The following is a 19,499-nucleotide window of genomic DNA, read 5'->3' on the forward strand; positions in this document are numbered from 1 at the left end:
AGCCCCAACGACCAACGGCGGTCAACAGGGGCCTCACACTGATGAGTACAGGCAAAGGCGCCTGGAGCTTCGGCTCCAGGCGCCTTTTTCGTTTTCCGTGATCGAGGATCGGCTATGCAGGCAACAGCGAACGAGGCACAACGAGCACGACTGGTCATCGTCGGCAATGGCATGGTCGGCCATCACTGCGTCGAGCAGTTGATCGAACGCGGCGCCACGGCACACTTCGAGCTGCATGTGTTCGGCGAGGAGCGCCAGCGCGCCTACGACCGGGTGCACCTGTCGGAGTATTTCACCGGCAGCTGCGCCGAGACCCTGGCCCTGTGCGCCCCGGACTACTACAGCCGCCACGGCGTGCACCTGCACCTGGGCGAAGCGGTGCTGGACATCGATCGCGAGCGCCAGGAACTGCTCACCGCCGAGGGGCGCCTGGGCTACGACCAGTTGATCCTGGCCACCGGCTCCTACCCGTTCGTGCCGCCGATCGAAGGCTCCAGCGGCAATGCGCGCCTGGTCTACCGCACCCTCGAGGACCTCGACGCGATACGCGCCGCCGCCGCGGATGCCCGGCGTGGCGTGGTGGTCGGTGGCGGCCTGCTCGGCCTCGAGGCGGCCAACGCCCTCAAGTCCCTGGGCCTGGAGGCGCATGTGGTGGAATTCGCCCCACGCCTGATGCCGGTACAGCTGGACAGCGAAGGCGGCGCGGCGCTCAAGGCACGGATCGAGGCCCTCGGCGTGGGCGTGCACCTGTCCCGCGCGACCCAGTCGATCAGCGCTGGCGAGCAGTACCGCTACCGGATGAACTTCGACGGTGGCGAACACCTGGAGACCGATCTGATCGTCTTTTCCGCCGGCATTCGCCCACAGGACGCCCTGGGCCGGGCCTGTGGCCTGGAGATCGCCGCGCGCGGAGGTGTTGTGATCGACAACCAGTGCAAGACCAGTGATCCGCGGATCTTCGCCATCGGCGAGTGCGCGTCGTGGAATGGCAGCGTGTTCGGCCTGGTCGCCCCCGGCTACGCCATGGCGCGCAACCTGGCCGCGCGGCTGCTGGGCGAGGCGGCAGACGACTTCACCGGCGCCGACATGTCGACCAAGCTCAAGCTGCTGGGCGTGGATGTCGGCTCGATCGGCGATGCCCACGGCGCCACGCCCGGCGCACGCAGCTACCGCTTCATCGACGAGGCCAACAGCGCCTACCGCCGGCTGGTGGTGGATGCCAGCGGCAAGCAGGTGCTCGGCGCGGTGCTGGTGGGCGACAACAGCTACTACGACACCCTGCTGCAGTATGCCCAGAACGGCATCGCCCTGCCGGCCGACCCGGCCGCGCTGATCCTGCCGCAAGGCGGTGGCGCGCCGGCCCTGGGCGCCGATGCGCTGCCCGACAGCGCGACCATCTGCTCCTGCCACAACGTCAGCAAGGGCGCGGTGTGCGCCGCCATCGACAGTGGTTGCGCCGACCTTGCCGCCGTCAAGGGCTGTACCAAGGCCGCCAGCGGCTGTGGTGGCTGCGCAGCCCTGCTCAAGCAGGTGTTCGAACACGAACTGACCGCCCGTGGCGTGACGGTAGACAAGAGCCTGTGCGAGCACTTCGCCTACACCCGCCAGGAACTCTACGCATTGGTGCGGGTGGAGGGCATCCGCACCTTCAGCGAGCTGCTCGAACGCCATGGCAAGGGCCACGTGGGTTGCGACATCTGCAAGCCGGCGGTAGGCAACATCCTCGCCTCGTGCTGGAACCAGCCGATCATGGACCCGGCGCTGGTGCCGCTGCAGGACACCAACGACACCTTCATGGCCAACATGCAGAAAAACGGCACCTACTCGGTGGTGCCGCGCATTCCCGGCGGCGAAATCACCCCGCAAAAGCTGATCGTGATCGGCCAGGTGGCGCAGAAATACGACCTCTACACCAAGATCACCGGCGGCCAGCGCATCGACCTGTTCGGCGCCCAGCTGCATGAACTGCCGCTGATCTGGGGCGAGCTGATCGCCGCCGGTTTCGAGACCGGGCACGCCTACGGCAAGTCGACGCGCACGGTGAAATCCTGTGTCGGCAGCACCTGGTGCCGCTATGGCGTGCAGGACAGCGTGGCCATGGCGCTGCGCCTGGAGGATCGCTACAAGGGCCTGCGCTCACCGCACAAGCTCAAGTTCGCGGTGTCCGGCTGCACCCGCGAATGCGCCGAGGCGCAAAGCAAGGACATCGGCGTGATCGCCACCGACAAGGGCTGGAACCTGTACGTGTGCGGCAACGGCGGCATGCGCCCGCGCCACGCCGAACTGTTCGCCACCGACCTCGACGACGAGACCCTGGTACGGCTGATCGACCGCGTGCTGATGTTCTACATCCGCACCGCCGACAAGCTGCAGCGCACCTCGGTATGGCGCGAGGGCCTCGAAGGCGGGCTCGACTACCTCAAGCAGGTGGTGATCGACGACAGCCTGGGCCTGGGCGCCGAGCTCGAGGCACAGATGCAACTGGTGGTCGACCGCTACGAATGCGAATGGGCCAACGCCCTGGGCGATCCGGAAAAGCTCAAGCGCTTCCGCACCTTTGTCAACGACCAACGCGCCGATCCGGATGTGCACTTCGTGCGCGAGCGTGGCCAACGCCGACCGGCCGCGCCGCTTCAGCTGATTCCCACCCACGAGGAAGCAATGTGATGAACCTGTCCAACACGGCTTTAGCAAGTGAAATCCGCTGGCAGGCGGTGTGCCAGGCCAGCGACCTGGTCGCCGACTCCGGGGTGGTGGTGTGGCACGAGGGCAAGCAGGTGGCGTTGTTCTACCTGCCTGGACACGGGCGGGAGCTGTACGCCGTCGGCAACCGTGACCCACGCTCGGGCGCGAACATCATCGGGCGTGGGCTGGTGGGCAGCCTGGGAGCAACCGTGGTGGTAGCGGCACCGCTGTACAAGCAACATTTCTGCCTGCAAAACGGTAACTGCCTGGAAGATCCGACACAGCGCTTGCCGGTGTGGCCTGTGCGTATCCGTGGGATGACGGTCGAACTGGGACAAAGGCTCAGATAACAATCAGTTTGCCGGGGGCATGCCCAACCGGCCAGTGCCCGGCCAGGTACAGGTCGACCACCCGACGCCAGTGATCGCCCAGACCGAAGAACTGCTCGGTGGCGTACTGACGGAACGCGAAGGCCGCGCCGCCGCGAGCGGCCTCGCTGAAGTCGTGCGGGCGGCAGGTGAACGGCGCCTTGTCGAGCGTGCGGGTGGCGGCCATCACTGCCCTGTTCAGCGCCATGCGCTGCTCACTCAGCACTTTGGGCGACTCTTGCCGCGGGTAGTACGGGTCGTCTTCGCCCGGCGAGGTGGGGAGCCACTGAGTGGCATCGTACAAGCCCTGGAACGCCTGGTCCGAGGGGGTCACGAACACCGCCTCGACCGAGGCGATGAGAATCACCTGCGGATCGTGGATGTCGGGCTTGCCCAGATTATCGAAGAATCGAGTCTGCCCGATCCGCTCGAGCGTTTGTTCCAGGTCGATCATGTTACAGCCTCGAATCAGCCCGGGTCAGTTCAGCCGCAAGCCTGCCTTGATGGCTTCCCAATGGGCCAGATCAACCGCCTCCAGCGGTGTTTCCTTGCTATAGCTGACCGCCACGAAACGGGCCTGCCCGCTTGGCGCGTAGGCCAACTGACGCTGGTACGAGACCACTTCGCCGCGCTTGAACTGCAGGCTGACTTCCAGGCCGTGGATGCCATGATCGACGCCTGCGCTGACCGGCTGTGGTTCGCTGATGACCGCCCCCAGGCGCTCACGCAACTGCGCCAGTTGCTGCTGGTAAAGCGCCTCCAGCGTCTGCCCGGCCGCCAGCGGACTGCGGGCGATCACCAGGGTGGTGCCACGCTGACGGAAGGTCAGCATGTTCATGGTGGTGTCTTCGGGCGTTTCATCGCCCAGTTCAAGGACCAGGTCCTGGGTCAGGTAGGCGGCCATAGCGCTGCTCCATGCATCGAAGCGGCACACGCTAAAGGTTCGGGGCTTCGCCTGCAAGGGAGGAACCGCCGCCCAGTGACGAAGATCACCCAGACGTTGCAGGTCTGGCCCGCACGGATACACTGCCGGGCATGAACCTCGATACCCGCATCAAGTTCCGGCACCTGCTGTGCTTCCTGGAGATTGCCCGGCAGGGCAGCCTGGCCAGGGCCGCCGACGTGCTTGCGATCAGCCAGCCGGCGATCTCCAAGACCCTCAAGGAACTGGAGGAGCTGCTCGAGGCACGCCTGTTCGAGCGCGGCCACAACGGCGTGACCCTGACCCCGGCCGGCACGCGCTTCATGCGCTACGCCGGCCCCAGCGTGCAGGCGTTGCGCGACGGGGTCGGCAGTGTCCGCGGCGAGGCGCGAGCGCCGTCGCAGGTGCGCATCGGTGTGCTGTCGACGGTCGAAGGGCTGCTGATGCCCGAGGTGCTGTGCCGCCTGCACCAACGTCACGAGGCGTTGCTGATCAGCGTGGTGACCGGGGCCAGCGCCCAGTTGCTCGGCCAGTTGCACCTGGGGGAGCTGGAACTGGTGGTCGGGCGGATGACCGACAGCCCGCAGATCCAGGGGCTGTCGTTCGAGCACCTGTACAGCGAGTCGATGACCCTGGTGGTGCGGCCCGGGCATCCACTGCTGGCGCAGCAGCCCGTCGAGCGCAGGCAGGTCGGTGATTATCCGCTGGTGCTGCCACCACCGGGGACGACCATTCGCCAGCATGCCGACAGCCTGTTCGTGCAATGCGCGATCCCGCTGCCGGCACAGCGCCTGGAAACCTTGTCGCTGGCCCTGAGCAGGCGCTATGTGCTGGGCAGCGAGGCGGTCTGGGTGGCGCCACGGGACGCCGTGCTGATCGACTTCGGGCGTGGTGAGTTGGCCGAACTCGACCTCGGTGTGCGCGAACCGGGCGGGTCGGTGGGCATCTGCCGCAATGCGGCCCTGCCCCAGAGCCTGCCGGCGCAATGGGTGTGCGAGGTGCTCCGCGAGGTGGCCGAGGCCTATCGACTCGGGACCTATCCCTGACAACCCGGCAGGCATCTTCCTATACAATCCCCGCCAGTTCCCCGCGCCTCCAGGACCCCTTTCATGGACGAAACCGCGCAGCACTGGCTGCATGCCCTCTCCGCCCCCATGGCCGCCCTCAACGGCGCCAGCTACACCGCCCCCGACTATTTCGAGGGCGAAGACCAGACCGACCTCGAGCGCTGGTGGGGCATCAGCAACCGCGCCCAGTTGCTGGACATGCTCAGCATGGCCGACAACGGCCACGCCACCGAGATGAGCGAGGCCTACTGGCAATACCAGCGCTGCCTGCCCAGCCAGTGGCAAGCCCTGCTCGACACCCTGTCTCCACGCGAGCGCATCCGCCACGAATACGCCGCCCGCACCTTCCCCGACTGTGGCCCGGGCGGCACCCGGGCCTGGGACCTGGGGCGCATGGGTTTCCTGTTGCGTGCCGGCGTCAAGAAAGGCCTGATCGAACGCGACGAGAGCCTCTACCTGCACTACCGCCTGGCCCTGCGCGCCCGCCATTACTACAACCGCTGGGACGGCTACCTGGCCGGCTACCTGTTCGGCAAGGCGCTGTGGAATGCCAGCGACAGCAGCGACGAGACCCTGGCCGCCAACCTCGAGCGCCAGGGCTGCGAGCACTGGAATCGCTGCATCGTGCTCAACCTGCGCCTCGGCGCCCATGACCTGCTGGCCGGGCTGCCCTGGGACATGCCCCTGCCCGAGCCCGCACGGCCCACCACGCTGGAAGAGGACTGCTGGTCATGAGTTGCTGGATTCGCCTGGGGATCGAACCGACCCAGGACCTGGACACCATCCGCCTGGCCTATCGCGGCCGCCTGCCCTCGCACCACCCGGAAACCGACCCCGAAGGTTTCCAGGCGCTGCGGGCAGCCTACGAGGAAGCCCTGCGCCTGGCCCGCGAGCAGGCGCCCAGCGAGGCTGAGCCAACACTCGAAGAGAATGCCCCTCATCCAGCACTCAAGCAGTTCCACACCCTGCTTGAGGAGCCGTCCCTGCGCTTCGACCCACAAGCCTGGCAGCGCTTTATCGCCGAACTGGACGAGTTGCCGCTGGACGAACTGGACGACCTCGGCTGGCAACTGCTGCACACCCTGCGCGACTGCGGACCGCTGTCCCACCACTGCGCGGGCCTGCTGGCCCGGCGCCTGGGCTGGGCCGAACAGCTGCTGCGCCTGGACGACCGCCACGAAGTGGAAGCTTTCCTCGACCGCCTGGAAGAGCCCGACCCCTTCGACACCGCCTGCATGCGCGACTGGCCGGCCAGCGCACAGATGGAAAGCCTGTGGTATTTCCGCAGCCTTGAATACTGCTACCAGCAGCGCCCACTGTTCGAATACGAGCAGTTCGCCGGCGTGCATACCTGCCTGGCCATGCCGGATGACCCGGCCCTGGTGCAACGCCTGCTGGTGCAATTCTGCCAGGCCGGCATCGCCAGCAGGACCTTCCACGACCTGCTCCAGGCGCGCCAGCAACAGGCCCCGGACGATGCCGACCTGCTCTACCTGCTGGCCCGCCAGGCCGATGCCCTGGGCGCCGAGCAACAGGCCCTGGACTGCTGGCTGCGGCTGTACCGCGAACACCAGCACCCCCAGGCCGAACGCTGGCTGATCGACCTCTGCGCCCGTCACCAGCCCCAGCGCCTGCCGTTGCTGATCCAGGCCTTCGACCGCCTGCACACCCCGGCCGGCTGGCCCGCCGAGCTGGACGACCCCGCGCAGAACTGGGGCAGCCCCGGGCAATCCCCGCAGACCCTGGCGCGCTGGTCCGAAGCCTCGCGCCTGGAGCTGCAAGGCATCGCCGCGACCTTTGTCGACTGGCGGCTGGACGGCGACGACGAACTGCCGCTGCTCGCCTGGCTGTTGCAGGACCCGCAGGACCACGACCTGCACCGCCTGTACTGGCAGGCCTGGGCGCTACAACGCGGGGAAGCCGGCCTGCTGCGCCAGGTTCTCGCCCAGCCCCTCGCCGAAGATGCCCTCGACGCGCTGATCCTCGAAGGCTTCCAGCGCCAGGCCCGCCAGCAACTGCACTGGCTTGAACAGGCCCCGGTGGTCAAGGCGCTGGTGGATTTCTGCGCCAGCGACGACCCGGTGGCGGCCCTGCCCGAGGCCTTGACCGAGGACGCCATCCGCCCGGTCTGTCGCGAATGGCTGCGGCGCATGCGGGTCTACCCGGCCCACGCCCTGCATGCCCTGAATGTGCGGTTCGACATGCGCCGCCTGTTCACCACGCCGTTCGCCTTGCAACTGCAGGGCAACCTCGCCGAGACCGGTGTGCTGCTGCCGGCGATGCCTGAAGGTGAGTCGCTGTGGAACTGGCATCGCCAGCAATTGTTCATGCTCGCCCTGCTGGAGCAGCCGTCACGCTGGCTGACCCTGATCGACCCGGCCCTGCCGAGCCAGCTGCACTACCCGGCCGGGCATCCGTTCGCCCCGCTGCACGCCCTGCTCTGCCAGTTGCTGCCCAGCCCCGACGGCAGCAGTGGCCTGCTCGGCAGCCTGGACACCCGCGACCCTGTACAGGCGGTGGTTTCAGCGCGGTTGCTGACCCTGCATCAAGCCCTGAACAGCACACGTCTACCGGATGCAGCGCAATTGCTGGCCTGCCTGGAGCATGACGATGGCAGCCTGGGCAACGACCATCCTCTGGGTTACCTGCTGTTTTGCGCCGTGCTGCACCATGACCGCTCCCTGGACACCGAGCAGCGTGAACGTCTGCGCCAGCGCCTGGAAGCGCTGGCCCCGCAGGACGAATGGTTCGAGGCGCTGCGCAACGGCTTGCTGCAAGGCAAGACCAAGCATCCACCGGCCGAACTCGCCCATGCCCACGGCGTCGACAGCCGTGCGCTCAATGACGTGCTCGACGCCCTGGACAGCCTGTACAACGATTGCGCGCCGCCGAAGCTGCGCGCCCTGCGCGCCTTGCAGAAGATCAAGGACGACCCGCAGCAGGACCCGGGCCTGCGTTGTGCAATCATGGCCGTGCTGTCGTGGAGCGAGCGCATGCTGCGCAATGCCCTGCAGCACCCTCCGGCGAAATTCTGGGCCGTATGGAAGCTCAATAGCCGCCTGAACCGCTCAGGATTCGCCTTGAACCTGGCCGCCGCCGCCCTCTGCGCCAGCATGATGCTCACACTGCCGGTGATGATGCTGGTCACGGTGCTGTTGTTGATCAGCGCCTTCCTCAGGCGCCTGCGCGACCTTGGCCAGGGTATCCCGGCGCTGATCCTGCTGCTCGTGCTGAGCAGGGTGTTGCCGGTATTGCCGCTGTTGCTGCTGGGGCTGCCCGGTGACCGGCTGCCGAACCGCTACGGCTCGCAACCGGGCCAGCAGGCGCTGCTCGATGACAGCCTGCAGGCTACCCTGCGGCGCCTGAACGGTCAGTAGCGCAGCTCGTCGAGCGCCTGGCTCAACGCCTGGCGCTCACGGCTGATCTCACCGGCCTGCTGCCCGGCGAGCACGGCGTTGAAGGCGTCCAGCCAGTTGCCGATCAGCTCGCGCTCGTCGCCCAGACTCTGCATCCAGGCCCGCTCCAGGCGGGCCAGCAGGGTCCGGTTGGGCAGCGTGTCGCGCGGGTGGATCTTCAGCCGCGTCAGGCGCTCCTCGCTGGCCAGGCGCGCCTCGGCATCCAGCCCGGCGGGGCTGCGGTCGATGCTGTGGCTGTGCTTCTGGCCGCTTTCGAGGAAGGTCACATCCACTTCCAGCAGACCGTTGATGTCGTAGCTGAAACGCACGTCCAGCGACTGGATCTCGCCGGTCGACTGCAAGGGGATCTCGAAACTGTCCACCAGGATGTTGTCGCGCACCCACGGCCGCTCGCCCTGGTACACGGCGATGCGCACGAACTTCTGCTCCGGGTGGCTGCTGTAGAAGCGCTGCACCTTCGAGGTGGGGATCACCGTGTTGCGCTCGATGATCGGCGAGAACGCGCCGGTGACGTCCTCGCCCCGGGACGAGGCCACACCGAGGGTGTAGGGGCAGACATCGGTCAGGATCAATTCGTCGATGGCCGCGTCGCGGGCCTTGCAGGCGGCCTGGCTAGCCGCGCCGAGGGCGACAATGGTGTCCGGGTCAAGGTGCCGGTACGGCAGGCGGCCGAACAGCTTGGCCACCAGTTGCTGCACCTGCGGCATGCGCGTGGCGCCGCCTACCAGCACCAGGCTGTCCAGCTCGCGTGGGCTCAGCCGGGCATCGCGCAGGGCCTGCTCGATGGGCGCACGCACCCGGGTCAGCAAAGGCGCCCAGATCGCCTGCAGCTTGAGGTCGTCCAACCGCCACTCGCGGGGCTGCACGCCATCGTGCCAGTCCAGCACGCGGCTGCCCTCGCCCGCCTCGCGCTTGAGCTGTTCGATGGCGTCATGCAGGCTGGCCAGGGCCTGGGGGGCCAGCTCCTCGACCTTGAGGTTCCAGTCGCGCAGGCAGGCCTGCAACAACGCTTCGGTGAAATCCTCGCCGCCCAGGTAATTGTCACCGGTGGAGGCATGCACCTCGATCAGCGGCAAGGCGTACTCCAGCACGGTGACATCGAAGGTGCCGCCGCCCAGGTCGAACACCAGGGTGCGCTCGAACTTCTGCTCGTGCAGGCCATAGGCCATGGCCGCGGCGGTCGGCTCGTTGATCAGCCGCTGGACCTTCAGCCCGGCCAATTCAGCCGCGAACACCGTGCGCTTGCGCTGCTCGTCGCTGAAATACGCCGGTACCGAAATCACCGCCTCGTTGACCGCGCAGCCCAGGTACGCCTCGGCATCCTGTTTCAACGCACCCAGCACCAGTGCAGACAATTCTTCAGGCGTGAATCGATGCTCCCCCAGCGTGTAGCGCTTGTCGCTACCCATGAAGCGCTTGAACGCCGCCGCGGAGCGCTCGGGGTGCGTGGTCAATCGCGCCCGGGCGGCCTGGCCGACCAGGATCGAGCCGTCGTCATCGACACTGACCACCGAAGGGGTGAGCACTTCACCCACGGCATTAGGGATCAGCCGGGCTTCACCGCCCTGCCAGACGGCAATCAGGCTGTTGGTGGTGCCGAGGTCGATACCGAGCAGTGGCGTGGAATGGGTGGGGGCGTTGGAGAGGCTGGCATCCTGCATGATCGGTCTCTGGCTTGCGATAGGAACCGACGCGGGGCCTGCTGGCCACATGCGGCGGACAGGGGCATTCTGGCGCAATGCCAGAAACAAAAAAAGCGACCCTAAGGTCGCTTTCTCTGTTGCTTCCGGGTGTTCAGTGGGCCCTGGAAGCTAAATATGGCGCGGCGGACGGGACTCGAACCCGCGACCCCCGGCGTGACAGGCCGGTATTCTAACCGACTGAACTACCGCCGCGCTATACATCGAGTGGTGGGTGATGACGGGATCGAACCGCCGACCCTCTGCTTGTAAGGCAGATGCTCTCCCGGCTGAGCTAATCACCCTTCGTCTCGGTGTGGCGCGCATTCTACGGAGGACCTCCTACCCTGGCAAGCACTTTTTTCAAAATTTCTGAAAAAAATTTCCAGGCCTTTCAAAGACCTAGCCGCGCCGCGATTTTCTTCCTCTATATAAGACTGCTGGCCCTCTGACAGGGCTGGCCTGGAACCGCCGCTCGGAGAATAATGCCCGCCTTATGTATTAAGGAGAGATTCCCCCTCATGTGGTTCAAGAACCTGCTGTCCTATCGCCTGACCCAGGAAGTACCGTTCGAGGCCGAGGCCCTGGAGGCCGCCCTGGCCAGCAAGCCGGCCCGCCCCTGCGCCAGCCAGGAACTGACCACCTACGGTTTCGTCGCGCCGTTCGGCAAGGGCGAGGATGCCCCCCTGGTCCACGTCAGTGGCGAGTTCATGCTGATCGCCGCCCGTAAGGAAGAACGCATCCTGCCCAGCAGCGTGGTCAACGACGCGGTCAAGGAGAAGGTCGAGGAGATCGAGACCGAGCAGATGCGCAAGGTCTATAAAAAGGAACGCGACCAGATCAAGGACGAGATCATCCAGGCCTTCCTGCCGCGTGCCTTCATCCGCCGCTCGATGATCTTCGCCGCCATCGCCCCGCGCCTGGGCATGATCCTGGTCAACTCGGCCAGCGCCAAGCGCGCTGAAGACCTGCTGTCGACCCTGCGTGAAGTGATCGGCTCGCTGCCGGTGCGCCCGGCCACCGTGAAGATCGCGCCGAGCGCGACCATGACCGACTGGGTCAAGTCGCAAAAGGCCGCCGAGGGCTTCTTTGTCCTCGACGAGTGCGAACTGCGCGACACCGCCGAGGACGGCGGCATCGTGCGCTGCAAGCGCCAGGACCTGACCAGCGAGGAAATCCAGCTGCACCTGAGCACTGGCAAGCTGGTCACCCAGCTGGCCCTGGCCTGGCAGGACAAGCTGTCGTTCGTGCTCGACGACAAGATGGTGATCAAGCGCCTGAAGTTCGAGGAACTGCTGCAGGAGCAGGCCGAGCAGGATGGCGGCGACGAGGCCCAGCAACAGTTCGACGCCAGCTTCCAGCTGATGATGATGACCTTCACCGAGTTCCTGCCAGTGCTGTTCGAAGCCCTGGGCGGCGAAGAGATCCCGCAGGGGGTCTGAGGGTCAGGCCGGCGCGGCCCAGCGGCGCCGGCTGAACTTCAGGCGCACCCGCAATCGCCGGTGCGCCTCACGATCCAGTGCGTCCCTGGGGATGCACTGGCTCTGGCTGAACCTGTGCCCCTTGGGCACGAACCGCAGTACCACCAGGTTGGGCAGTGCGACGCTGTCCCTGCACAGGCGCGCCAACTGCCAGCCCCGCGCGCGGCTATATAGAAGCCAACCACGTGGGTCACGGCGCAGGCCGGTGATGGCCTCGGGGTGTATCAGCAGGATTCGCCGGGGAATGGCCCAGCAGGCGTGGGCAAGACAGGCGACGACCAGCAGGCCGCGCAGCCAACCGGGCAGCGCCATCAGCGCGAGGGTGAGCAGTGCCAGCGCCAGGCTGGCGAGGTAGGCCGTCAGCAGCAGGCGCGAGCCTTGCCAACGGCACTCGAAGCATTCACTTGGGCTGGACACGGTCCAGGATGATGCGAACCATGCGCTGCAGCTCCGGGTCTTCGGACTCGCTGCGTTCCATGAACCAGCCGAACATGTCCTGATCCTCGCAGGTCAGCAGGCGACGATACAGCTCGCGGTCGGCTTCGCTCAGGCTCGGGTAGACCTCCTGGGTGAAAGGTACCAGCAGCACGTCCAGTTCCAGCATGCCGCGGCGGCTGTGCCAGAAAAGCCGGTTGAGTTCAGTTTGTTCGACCATGGGGCCCTCCTCGAGTGGTCGCGCAGTATACCGTGCAGCGGACAAAGCGGCACAAGGCGTTGGTCTAGTCACCTACCTATTTTGTTACCGGCGTTCTATGATGGCCGCCAGTCTTTAGCTACCGCGATGACCCATGGCCGATTCCGCTTTCTTCTGTACCCTCTCCCATGAGGGCATCCTCGCCGTCCGCGGCTCCGACGCCGGCAAGTTCCTGCAAGGTCAGCTGACCTGCAACATCAGTTACCTCAGCGACGAGCACGCGAGCCTTGGCGCCCGTTGCATGGTCAAGGGGCGCATGCAGTCGAGCTTCCGTATCCTGCCCGAGGGCAATGGCTACCTGCTGGCCATGGCCAGCGAACTGCTCGCGGCACAGCTTGCCGACCTGAAGAAGTACGCGGTGTTCTCCAAGGCCACGCTGGTCGACGACAGCGCTGCCTGGACGCGCTTCGGCCTGCAGCAGGGCGACGCCGCCCTGCAGGCGCTGGGCCTGTCCGTGGCGGACGAGGCCGGCGCGACCGCCCGACATGATGGGCTGATCGCCGTCCGCGCCTCGGCCGGCCGGGCCGAACTGTGGGCGCCTGCCGACCAGGCTGCCGCCGTTGGTGAAAAACTCGCAGCCTTGCTGCCTGAGGGCACGCTCAACGACTGGCTGCTGGGCCAGGTCCGCGCCGGCATCGGCCAGGTCATGGGCCCGACCCGCGAGCTGTTCATCCCGCAGATGATCAACCTGCAGGCCGTCGATGGCGTGAGCTTCAAGAAAGGCTGCTACACCGGTCAGGAAATCGTCGCCCGCATGCAGTACCTGGGCAAGCTCAAGCGCCGCCAATATCGCCTGGCGCTGGCCGAGACAGCGGTACCCCAGCCGGGCGCCGAGATCTTCTCGCCGACCCACGGCTCGTCGGTCGGCGAAGTGGTGATCGGGGCCAGCACCGGCAGCGCCGTCGAACTGCTGGCCGTGCTCAGCGCCGAGGCGGTGGCGGACGACAACCTGCACCTGGGCAGCCTGGAAGGCCCGCGCCTGACGCTGCTCGACCTGCCTTACGAACTGGACCGCGACCGGGAAATCCAGCGCTGACCAGCCCGCCCCGGCTTTATGCCGGGGCAGCACCACCTTTGCCGTAGAGAAGTCCATGAACAAGCTGGCCGAGAAGGTCCAAGCGCAACTGCTCGCCGCCATCGACCGGGACGACCTGGTCCTGCCGACGCTGCCGGAAGTCGCCCTGAGCATCCGCGAAGCCGCCGAAGACAGCGAGATCAGCGTTTCCGCCCTGAGCAAGGTGATCGGCCGCGACGCCGCGCTGTCGGCCCGCCTGATCAAGGTGGTCAACAGCCCGCTGATGCGCGCCGCCGTCGAAGTCACCGACCTGCACACCGCCATCACCCGCCTGGGCATCAACTACAGCTGCAACCTGGCCATCGGCCTGGTGATCGAGCAGATCTTCCATGCCCGCGCCCCGGCGGTGGAACACAAGCTGCGGGATATCTGGGCCAACAGCCTGGAAGTCGCAGGCATCAGCTATGAACTGTGCCGACGCTACACCCAGCTCAAGCCCGACCAGGCCACCCTCGGCGGCCTGGTGCACCAGATCGGCGCCCTGCCGGTGCTGATCTATGCCGAGGAGCACAACGAGCTGCTGTCCGACCCGATCTGCCTGCATTTCGTGATCGAGCAGATCCAACCGGTGCTGGGCGACAAGATTCTCAGCGCCTGGGAATTCCCCGAGCAGTTGGTCAATGTGCCCAGTCAGGTGCAGGACCTGGACCGGCGCACCGACCAGATCGACTACATCGACATCGTGCAGATCGCCCGCTGCATCAGCCAGCGCGAACGCAGCCGGCCCCTGGCCGCCCTGCCCGCCTACCGCCACCTGGGGCTGCCCTATGGCACCGAGCTGGATATCGCCGAGCTGCTGGATGCGCGCAGCATGCTGCGCTGATCGAGCCCCGTATGCGCCGCCCCCTTCGCGGGTAAACCCGCTCCCACAGTCACCAGCCTCCCTGTGGGAGCGGGTTTACCCGCGAATAGGGCTGTAGGGACAACACATCAATCCGCGATAAAACTCACCCGCACCTTCAGCCCGCCCCGCTCGCCGTCGTGCAGGCTGATCTGCGCCAGGTGCGCCCGGCAGATCTCGCCGACGATGGCCAACCCCAGCCCGCTACCCTGCGCGCTGCGTCGGTAGAAGCGCTCGAACACCCGCTCACGCTCGTCCTCGGGAATCCCCGGCCCGTCGTCCTCGACTTCGAGCACGGCCGGCGCCAGTACCCGCAGGACTACGTCGCCACCGGGCGGGGTGTGGGCCAGGGCATTGTCCACCAGGTTGCTGAGCAGTTCGTTGAGCAAGGTCGGCTCGCCCTTGAGCCACACCGGCGCCTCGGCCTCCAGCGCCAGGGCGACGCCGCGGGCATGGGCCAGGGGCGCCATGGCCATGCCCAGTTCGCGGGCCAACTGGCTCAGGTCCAGGCGCTGGGCGCCGCCCTCGGCGATGGCCCGGGCGCCGTTCTCCACCCGTGCCAACGACAGCAGCTGGTTGGCCAGGTGGGTGAGTCGGTCGGTGCCCTGGGCCGCTGCCTCCAGGGTCTTGCGCCATTCATCCGGCTCCCGTGAGCGCAGGCCCAGTTCGACACGCGCCTTGAGCGCCGCCAGCGGCGTGCGCAGCTCGTGGGCGGCGTCGGCGATGAACTGCGCCTGGCGTTCGAACTGCCCCCGCAAGCGCTCGGTGAAGTGATTCAGCCCGCGCACCAGCGGCCCCAGCTCGCGCTGCACCTGGACCACCGGCAGAGCACGCAGGTCGTCCGGCTGGCGCTCCTCCACCGCCGTGCGCAAGCGCTCCAGCGGGCGCAGCGCGGCACTCACCGCGAACCACACCATCACCAGCGCGCCGAAGGCCAGCATGCCCAGGCGCAGCAGGGTGTCGGCCATCAGCCCGCGAGCCATGCGCACCCGTGCCTCCTCGGTCTCGGCCACGCGGATCTCGGCCATGCCGTTCATGTTCGGTTCGCTCACCGCCTTGAGCAGGCTGACCACGCGCACGTCCTGGCCCAGGTAGGTGGCGTTGTAGAAGCGCGCCAGCGCCGGATAGTCGTCGGTGCGCGGCGTGCCCGGCGGCGGAGGCGGCAGGTTCTCGTAGCCGGAAATCAGCTTCTGGTGGATGTCCAGCACCTGGTAGTAGATACGCCCGGCACTGTCGTAGGCAAAGGTGTCCAGGGCCACGTAGGGCACATCGGCGCTGAGGGTGCCGTCGCGCTGCGACAGGCCGGCGGCGATGGTCCGTGCCGACGCCAGCAGGGTCCGGTCATAGGCGGTGTCGGCGGCCTCGCGACCGTTCCAGTAGGCGCTCAGGCCGCTGGCCAGCATCAGCACCACCAGCAGCAGCGCCAGGTTGCCCAGCAAACGCCCGCGCAGGCTGCCGTTGTCACGCATCGCGGTGCTCGAGCAGGTAGCCCAGGCCACGGAAGGTGACGATGGCCACCGGATGGCCGTCGAGCTTCTTGCGCAGGCGATGAATGTAGATCTCGATCGCGTCGGCGCTGGCCTCCTCGTCGAGGCCGAACACCTGGGCCGCCAGCTGTTCCTTGCTCATCACCCGGCCAGGGCGGGCGATCAGCGCCTCGAGCACGCTCTGCTCGCGCTGGGTCAGGGTCAGCGGCTCGCTGCCCAGGCTGAAGCGCCGGGTATCCAGGTCGTAGACCAGCGGGCCGCAGCGCTGCTGGCGCTCGCCACCAAGCACGCTGCGGCGCAGCAGGGCCTTGACCCGCGCCTCCAGCTCGGTCAGCTCGAAAGGCTTGGCCAGATAGTCGTCGGCGCCCAGGTTCAGGCCGTGCACGCGGTCCTTCACATCGCTGCGGGCGGTGAGCATCAGCACCGGCAAGGTCTTGCCGCGCCCGCGCAGCCGCGCCAGCACCTCGAAACCGTCCAGCCGCGGCAGGCCGACATCAAGCACCGCCACGGCATAGTCCTCGCTGGCCAAGGCCAGGTCGGCGGCCACGCCGTCATGCAGCACGTCCACGGTCAGGCCCTGGCTCTTGAGGGCCTGGGCCACGCTTTCGGCCAGTTGCAGATGGTCTTCGACCAGCAGCACACGCATCGGATTCTCCCTGTTCGGCTGGGCTTTTTGCGCGGAGTGTAACCCCGTGGCGGGTGCTGTGAAGCCCTCGCCGGAAACCTTTCACGCTGAAAGGTTAGCGAAAGGTTGGTTGCCTAGCATCGCACCACGGTCGCCCCGCGCGCCGCAAAAAGCACCAGCAAGGTGCAACACATAAGAACAATAAATGGAGTCACCGACGATGCTGTCCATGCAGCCGCAGGCGTTTGCGCCTATCCGTTCATTCGCCGCCCGACCTTCCGCCCTCGCCAGCGCCGTCGCCCTTGCCGGTGTCGCGCCCATCAGCCAGGCCGCCTTCTTCGAAGACAGCACGGCCACCTTCGAAACCCGCAACATGTACTTCAACCGCGACTTCCGCGACGGCACCAGCGCGCAGCAATCCAAACGCGACGAATGGGCCCAGGGGTTCATGCTCAATTTCGAGTCCGGCTACACCGAGGGCACCGTGGGCTTCGGCCTGGACGCGCTGGGCATGGTCGGGGTCAAGCTCGACTCCAGCAAGGACCGCACAGGCACCGGCCTGCTGCCCACCCACGACAACGGCAAGGCGGCCGACGAGTACTCCAAGCTGGGCCTCACCGGCAAGGTCAAGGTCTCGCAGACCGAGCTGAAGATCGGCACGCTGATCCCCGAACTGCCCACCCTGCAGCCCAACGACGGGCGCATCCTGCCGCAGACCTTCGAAGGCGGCCTGGTCACCTCGAAGGAGATCAAGGGCCTGACCTTCACCGGCGGGCGCCTGGAAAAGGCCAAGGACCGCGACGACAGCAACTGGGAAGACCTGGCCCTGAACAACAAGAACGGCCGCTTCGGTGGCACCTTCAGTGCCGACAACTTCGACATGGGCGGCCTGGACTACCAGTTCACCGACCGCATCACCGGCAGCTACCACTTCGCCCAGCTCGACGACATCTACCGCCAGCACTTCATCGGCCTGCTCGCCACCCAGCCCTGGGGCCCGGGCACCTTCGGCGCCGACCTGCGCCTGGCGATCAGCGACGACGCCGGCGCGGCCAAGGCCGGCAAGATCGACAACACCACCGTCAACGGCATGCTCAGCTACACCCTGGGCGGGCACAAGGTCAGCGGCGCCTGGCAGCAATTGTCCGGCGACAGCGCCTTCCCCTACGTCGATGGCGCCGACCCGTACCTGGTCAACTTCGTCCAGATCAACGACTTCGCCGGTGCCGACGAACGCTCCTGGCAGGCGCGCTACGACTACAACTTCGCCGCCCTCGGCATCCCCGGCCTGACCTTCATGACCCGCTACATCAGCGGCGACAACGTCAGCCGCGCCGCCGGTGGCGAGGGCAAGGAGTGGGAACGCAACACCGAACTGAAGTACGTGGTACAAAGCGGCCCGTTGAAGAACGTCGCCGTGCGCCTGCGCAACGCCACCTTCCGCTCCAACTTCACCCGCGACGCGGACGAGGTGCGGCTGCTGGTGAGCTACAGCGTGGCTCTGTGGTAACCCATAACAACAACGTTCACGGAGATAGACGATGACCTTTTCACTGCGCCGCCTCGTCCTGGCCACTGGTTGCCTGCTGCTGGCCGGCAACGCCCTGGCCGCCGAACCGAAACGCCCCGAATGCATCGCCCCGGCCTCGCCCGGTGGCGGTTTCGACCTGACCTGCAAGCTGGTGCAGAGCGCCCTGGTCAACGAGAAGATCCTCAGCAAGCCCATGCGCGTGACCTACATGCCCGGCGGTGTCGGCGCGGTGGCCTACAACGCGGTGGTCGCCCAGCGCCCGGCTGACGCCGGCACGTTGGTGGCCTGGTCCAGCGGCTCACTGCTGAACCTGGCCCAGGGCAAGTTCGGCCGTTTCGACGAGAACGCGGTGAAGTGGCTGGCGGCCGTCGGCACCAGCTATGGCGCCATCGCGGTGAAGAGCGACTCGCCCTACAAGACCCTCGACGACCTGGTCGCGGCGCTGAAGAAAGACCCAAGCAAGGTGGTGATCGGCTCCGGCGGCACCGTCGGCAGCCAGGACTGGATGCAGACCGCGCTGATCGCCAAGGCCGCCGGGATCAACCCGCGCGACCTGCGCTACGTGGCCCTGGAAGGCGGCGGCGAAATCGCCACCGCGCTGCTGGGCGGGCACATCCAGGTCGGCTCCACCGACATCTCCGACTCCATGCCGCATATCCAGAGCGGCAACATGCGCATCCTCGCGGTGTTCTCCGACAAGCGCCTGGACGAGCCGGAAATGAAGGACATCCCCACTGCCAAGGAACAGGGCTACGACATCGTCTGGCCGGTGGTGCGCGGCTTCTACCTGGGGCCGAAGGTCAGCGACGAGGACTATGCCTGGTGGAAGACTTCGTTCGACAAGCTGCTGGCCTCCGAGGACTTCGCCAAGCTGCGTGACCAGCGCGAGCTGTTCCCGTTCGCCATGACCGGCGAGGAGCTGGACGGCTATGTGAAGAGGCAGGTGGCGGACTACAAGGCGCTGGCCCGTGAGTTCGGGCTGATCCAGTAAGCCACTCACACAGCTCCCTCTGTAGGAGCGGCCTTGTGCCGCGAAAGGGCTGCGCAGCGGCCCCAGGATTTCAGCTTCGCAGCTTGAATTGCCGGGGCTGCTGTGCAGCCCTTTCGCGGCACAAGGCCGCTCCTACAGAGGGCCGCGCCGTGTCGAACATTACCGAGGATTCTTCCATGATCCTGCAACGCCTCTTCGCCCTGGCCCTGCTGGCGCTGTGCGCCGTGCTGGCCGTGATGGCCTGGCCCTACCAGGCCGCCTTCTCCTATGAACCGGTGGGCCCGCGCGCCTACCCGCTGCTGATGCTCGGCCTGATGGGCCTGGGCCTTTTGTACCTGGCGATCCGCCCCACACCCATCGTGCGCAAGGACGACGAACCGGAACTGGACCGCGAGACCCTGATCAAGATCGCCGCCTGCGTCGGCCTGCTGCTCGTCTTCGCCAGCACCTTCGAAACCCTGGGCTTCATCCTCAGCGCCATCCTGGTCGGCGTGCCCATGGCCCGCCTGTACGGTGGCCGCTGGCTGCACAGTGCCCTGGTGGTGGTCGGCATGAGCCTGTTCCTCTACTGGCTGTTCGACCGCGTGATGGACGTGCCCCTGCCCCTCGGCCTGCTCGACGTACTGGAGAACTGACA

The 19,499-nt window shown here is 66.8% G+C and carries 18 protein-coding genes and 2 tRNA genes; 11 read left to right on the forward strand and 9 right to left on the reverse strand.

What is annotated here, in order from left to right; translation table 11 throughout:
- The first annotated feature begins 114 nt into the window (after positions 1 to 114).
- Together nirB and nirD are read left to right on the forward strand one after the other, a co-directional pair.
- Positions 115 to 2,667 carry a nitrite reductase large subunit NirB gene (gene nirB, locus POF53_RS19835; protein ID WP_232855776.1) on the forward strand — a complete coding sequence of 851 codons (2,553 nt, stop codon included), beginning with the start codon at positions 115 to 117 and terminating at the stop codon, positions 2,665 to 2,667.
- On the forward strand, positions 2,667 to 3,035 hold the full coding sequence (nirD, locus tag POF53_RS19840) for a nitrite reductase small subunit NirD (protein WP_498969098.1): 369 nt from the start codon (positions 2,667 to 2,669) through the stop codon (positions 3,033 to 3,035). The genes nirB and nirD overlap by 1 nt, the downstream gene beginning before the upstream one ends.
- On the opposite strand, the gene POF53_RS19845 is transcribed toward nirD, so the two are convergent.
- Complete coding sequence (locus POF53_RS19845; protein WP_498969100.1) at positions 3,028 to 3,507, reverse strand: hypothetical protein; 480 nt, start codon at positions 3,505 to 3,507, stop codon at positions 3,028 to 3,030. The two genes, nirD and POF53_RS19845, sit on opposite strands and share 8 nt — an antisense overlap.
- 24 nt (positions 3,508 to 3,531) lie before the next feature.
- Positions 3,532 to 3,957 carry a DcrB-related protein gene (locus POF53_RS19850; protein ID WP_234560659.1) on the reverse strand — a complete coding sequence of 142 codons (426 nt, stop codon included), beginning with the start codon at positions 3,955 to 3,957 and terminating at the stop codon, positions 3,532 to 3,534.
- A 131-nt stretch (positions 3,958 to 4,088) separates the two neighbouring features.
- Between POF53_RS19850 and pcaQ the strand changes: the two genes are divergently transcribed.
- The 3 genes from pcaQ (at position 4,089) to POF53_RS19865 (ending at position 8,419) form a co-directional block, all read left to right on the forward strand.
- Positions 4,089 to 5,021 (forward strand): pca operon transcription factor PcaQ, encoded by a 933-nt coding sequence (gene pcaQ, locus POF53_RS19855; protein ID WP_232855774.1) that lies wholly within the window; start codon positions 4,089 to 4,091, stop codon positions 5,019 to 5,021.
- A gap of 63 nt (positions 5,022 to 5,084) precedes the next feature.
- Positions 5,085 to 5,777, forward strand: a complete 693-nt coding sequence (locus POF53_RS19860) for a DUF1266 domain-containing protein (protein WP_203647806.1) — start codon at positions 5,085 to 5,087, stop codon at positions 5,775 to 5,777.
- Positions 5,774 to 8,419, forward strand: a complete 2,646-nt coding sequence (locus POF53_RS19865) for a hypothetical protein (protein WP_498969103.1) — start codon at positions 5,774 to 5,776, stop codon at positions 8,417 to 8,419. The genes POF53_RS19860 and POF53_RS19865 overlap by 4 nt, the downstream gene beginning before the upstream one ends.
- Here the strand turns inward: POF53_RS19865 and POF53_RS19870 are convergent.
- From POF53_RS19870 to POF53_RS19880, 3 genes are all read right to left on the reverse strand, one after another.
- Entirely contained in the window at positions 8,413 to 10,119 is a 1,707-nt protein-coding gene (locus POF53_RS19870; protein WP_254464211.1) for a molecular chaperone HscC, read from the reverse strand. The two genes, POF53_RS19865 and POF53_RS19870, sit on opposite strands and share 7 nt — an antisense overlap.
- A gap of 157 nt (positions 10,120 to 10,276) precedes the next feature.
- Positions 10,277 to 10,353, reverse strand: a tRNA-Asp gene (locus POF53_RS19875).
- A gap of 13 nt (positions 10,354 to 10,366) precedes the next feature.
- Positions 10,367 to 10,442 (reverse strand) — tRNA-Val (locus POF53_RS19880).
- 216 nt (positions 10,443 to 10,658) lie between these two features.
- Between POF53_RS19880 and rdgC the strand changes: the two genes are divergently transcribed.
- Entirely contained in the window at positions 10,659 to 11,579 is a 921-nt protein-coding gene (gene rdgC / locus POF53_RS19885) for a recombination-associated protein RdgC (RefSeq protein ID WP_232855770.1), read from the forward strand.
- A 3-nt stretch (positions 11,580 to 11,582) separates the two neighbouring features.
- Here the strand turns inward: rdgC and POF53_RS19890 are convergent, their stop codons facing one another.
- Positions 11,583 to 12,035 (reverse strand): protein YgfX, encoded by a 453-nt coding sequence (locus POF53_RS19890; RefSeq protein WP_203647809.1) that lies wholly within the window; start codon positions 12,033 to 12,035, stop codon positions 11,583 to 11,585.
- Positions 12,019 to 12,273, reverse strand: coding sequence for an FAD assembly factor SdhE (locus tag POF53_RS19895; protein WP_028690159.1), 255 nt, complete (start codon positions 12,271 to 12,273; stop codon positions 12,019 to 12,021). Before POF53_RS19895 ends, POF53_RS19890 begins: the two co-directional genes overlap by 17 nt.
- A gap of 133 nt (positions 12,274 to 12,406) precedes the next feature.
- Here POF53_RS19895 and ygfZ point away from each other — a divergent pair, with 133 nt between their 5' ends.
- Together ygfZ and POF53_RS19905 are read left to right on the forward strand one after the other, a co-directional pair.
- Entirely contained in the window at positions 12,407 to 13,348 is a 942-nt protein-coding gene (gene ygfZ / locus POF53_RS19900) for a CAF17-like 4Fe-4S cluster assembly/insertion protein YgfZ (RefSeq protein ID WP_475860906.1), read from the forward strand.
- Between the two features lie 55 nt (positions 13,349 to 13,403).
- On the forward strand, positions 13,404 to 14,210 hold the full coding sequence (locus tag POF53_RS19905) for an HDOD domain-containing protein (RefSeq protein WP_050703963.1): 807 nt from the start codon (positions 13,404 to 13,406) through the stop codon (positions 14,208 to 14,210).
- A gap of 107 nt (positions 14,211 to 14,317) precedes the next feature.
- Here the strand turns inward: POF53_RS19905 and POF53_RS19910 are convergent, their stop codons facing one another.
- Positions 14,318 to 15,697 (reverse strand): sensor histidine kinase, encoded by a 1,380-nt coding sequence (locus tag POF53_RS19910; RefSeq protein ID WP_096048587.1) that lies wholly within the window; start codon positions 15,695 to 15,697, stop codon positions 14,318 to 14,320.
- Positions 15,690 to 16,361 (reverse strand): response regulator, encoded by a 672-nt coding sequence (locus POF53_RS19915; protein WP_203647812.1) that lies wholly within the window; start codon positions 16,359 to 16,361, stop codon positions 15,690 to 15,692. The genes POF53_RS19910 and POF53_RS19915 overlap by 8 nt, the downstream gene beginning before the upstream one ends.
- Positions 16,362 to 16,545: 184 nt before the next feature.
- Between POF53_RS19915 and POF53_RS19920 the strand changes: the two genes are divergently transcribed.
- From POF53_RS19920 to POF53_RS19930, 3 genes are all read left to right on the forward strand, one after another.
- Positions 16,546 to 17,850 (forward strand): OprD family porin, encoded by a 1,305-nt coding sequence (locus POF53_RS19920; RefSeq protein WP_498969108.1) that lies wholly within the window; start codon positions 16,546 to 16,548, stop codon positions 17,848 to 17,850.
- A 31-nt stretch (positions 17,851 to 17,881) separates the two neighbouring features.
- On the forward strand, positions 17,882 to 18,862 hold the full coding sequence (locus POF53_RS19925) for a Bug family tripartite tricarboxylate transporter substrate binding protein (protein WP_498969109.1): 981 nt from the start codon (positions 17,882 to 17,884) through the stop codon (positions 18,860 to 18,862).
- A gap of 176 nt (positions 18,863 to 19,038) precedes the next feature.
- Entirely contained in the window at positions 19,039 to 19,497 is a 459-nt protein-coding gene (locus POF53_RS19930) for a tripartite tricarboxylate transporter TctB family protein (protein ID WP_203647814.1), read from the forward strand.
- Positions 19,498 to 19,499 lie beyond the last annotated feature (2 nt).

Source organism: Mitsuaria sp. RG, assembly GCF_028369275.1.
GTDB lineage: Bacteria > Pseudomonadota > Gammaproteobacteria > Pseudomonadales > Pseudomonadaceae > Aquipseudomonas > Aquipseudomonas peradeniyensis.

Excerpts from the sequence above, each read along its gene's own strand:
- nirB (WP_232855776.1), top strand. The coding sequence starts at position 115 with ATGCAGGCAACAGCGAACGAGGCACAACGAGCACGACTGGTCATCGTC.
- nirD (WP_498969098.1), top strand. The coding sequence starts at position 2,667 with ATGAACCTGTCCAACACGGCTTTAGCAAGTGAAATCCGCTGGCAGGCG.
- POF53_RS19845 (WP_498969100.1), bottom strand. The coding sequence starts at position 3,507 with ATGATCGACCTGGAACAAACGCTCGAGCGGATCGGGCAGACTCGATTC.
- POF53_RS19850 (WP_234560659.1), bottom strand. The coding sequence starts at position 3,957 with ATGGCCGCCTACCTGACCCAGGACCTGGTCCTTGAACTGGGCGATGAA.
- pcaQ (WP_232855774.1), top strand. The coding sequence starts at position 4,089 with ATGAACCTCGATACCCGCATCAAGTTCCGGCACCTGCTGTGCTTCCTG.
- POF53_RS19860 (WP_203647806.1), top strand. The coding sequence starts at position 5,085 with ATGGACGAAACCGCGCAGCACTGGCTGCATGCCCTCTCCGCCCCCATG.
- POF53_RS19865 (WP_498969103.1), top strand. The coding sequence starts at position 5,774 with ATGAGTTGCTGGATTCGCCTGGGGATCGAACCGACCCAGGACCTGGAC.
- POF53_RS19870 (WP_254464211.1), bottom strand. The coding sequence starts at position 10,119 with ATGCAGGATGCCAGCCTCTCCAACGCCCCCACCCATTCCACGCCACTG.
- rdgC (WP_232855770.1), top strand. The coding sequence starts at position 10,659 with ATGTGGTTCAAGAACCTGCTGTCCTATCGCCTGACCCAGGAAGTACCG.
- POF53_RS19895 (WP_028690159.1), bottom strand. The coding sequence starts at position 12,273 with ATGGTCGAACAAACTGAACTCAACCGGCTTTTCTGGCACAGCCGCCGC.
- ygfZ (WP_475860906.1), top strand. The coding sequence starts at position 12,407 with ATGGCCGATTCCGCTTTCTTCTGTACCCTCTCCCATGAGGGCATCCTC.
- POF53_RS19905 (WP_050703963.1), top strand. The coding sequence starts at position 13,404 with ATGAACAAGCTGGCCGAGAAGGTCCAAGCGCAACTGCTCGCCGCCATC.
- POF53_RS19910 (WP_096048587.1), bottom strand. The coding sequence starts at position 15,697 with ATGCGTGACAACGGCAGCCTGCGCGGGCGTTTGCTGGGCAACCTGGCG.
- POF53_RS19915 (WP_203647812.1), bottom strand. The coding sequence starts at position 16,361 with ATGCGTGTGCTGCTGGTCGAAGACCATCTGCAACTGGCCGAAAGCGTG.
- POF53_RS19920 (WP_498969108.1), top strand. The coding sequence starts at position 16,546 with ATGGAGTCACCGACGATGCTGTCCATGCAGCCGCAGGCGTTTGCGCCT.
- POF53_RS19925 (WP_498969109.1), top strand. The coding sequence starts at position 17,882 with ATGACCTTTTCACTGCGCCGCCTCGTCCTGGCCACTGGTTGCCTGCTG.
- POF53_RS19930 (WP_203647814.1), top strand. The coding sequence starts at position 19,039 with ATGATCCTGCAACGCCTCTTCGCCCTGGCCCTGCTGGCGCTGTGCGCC.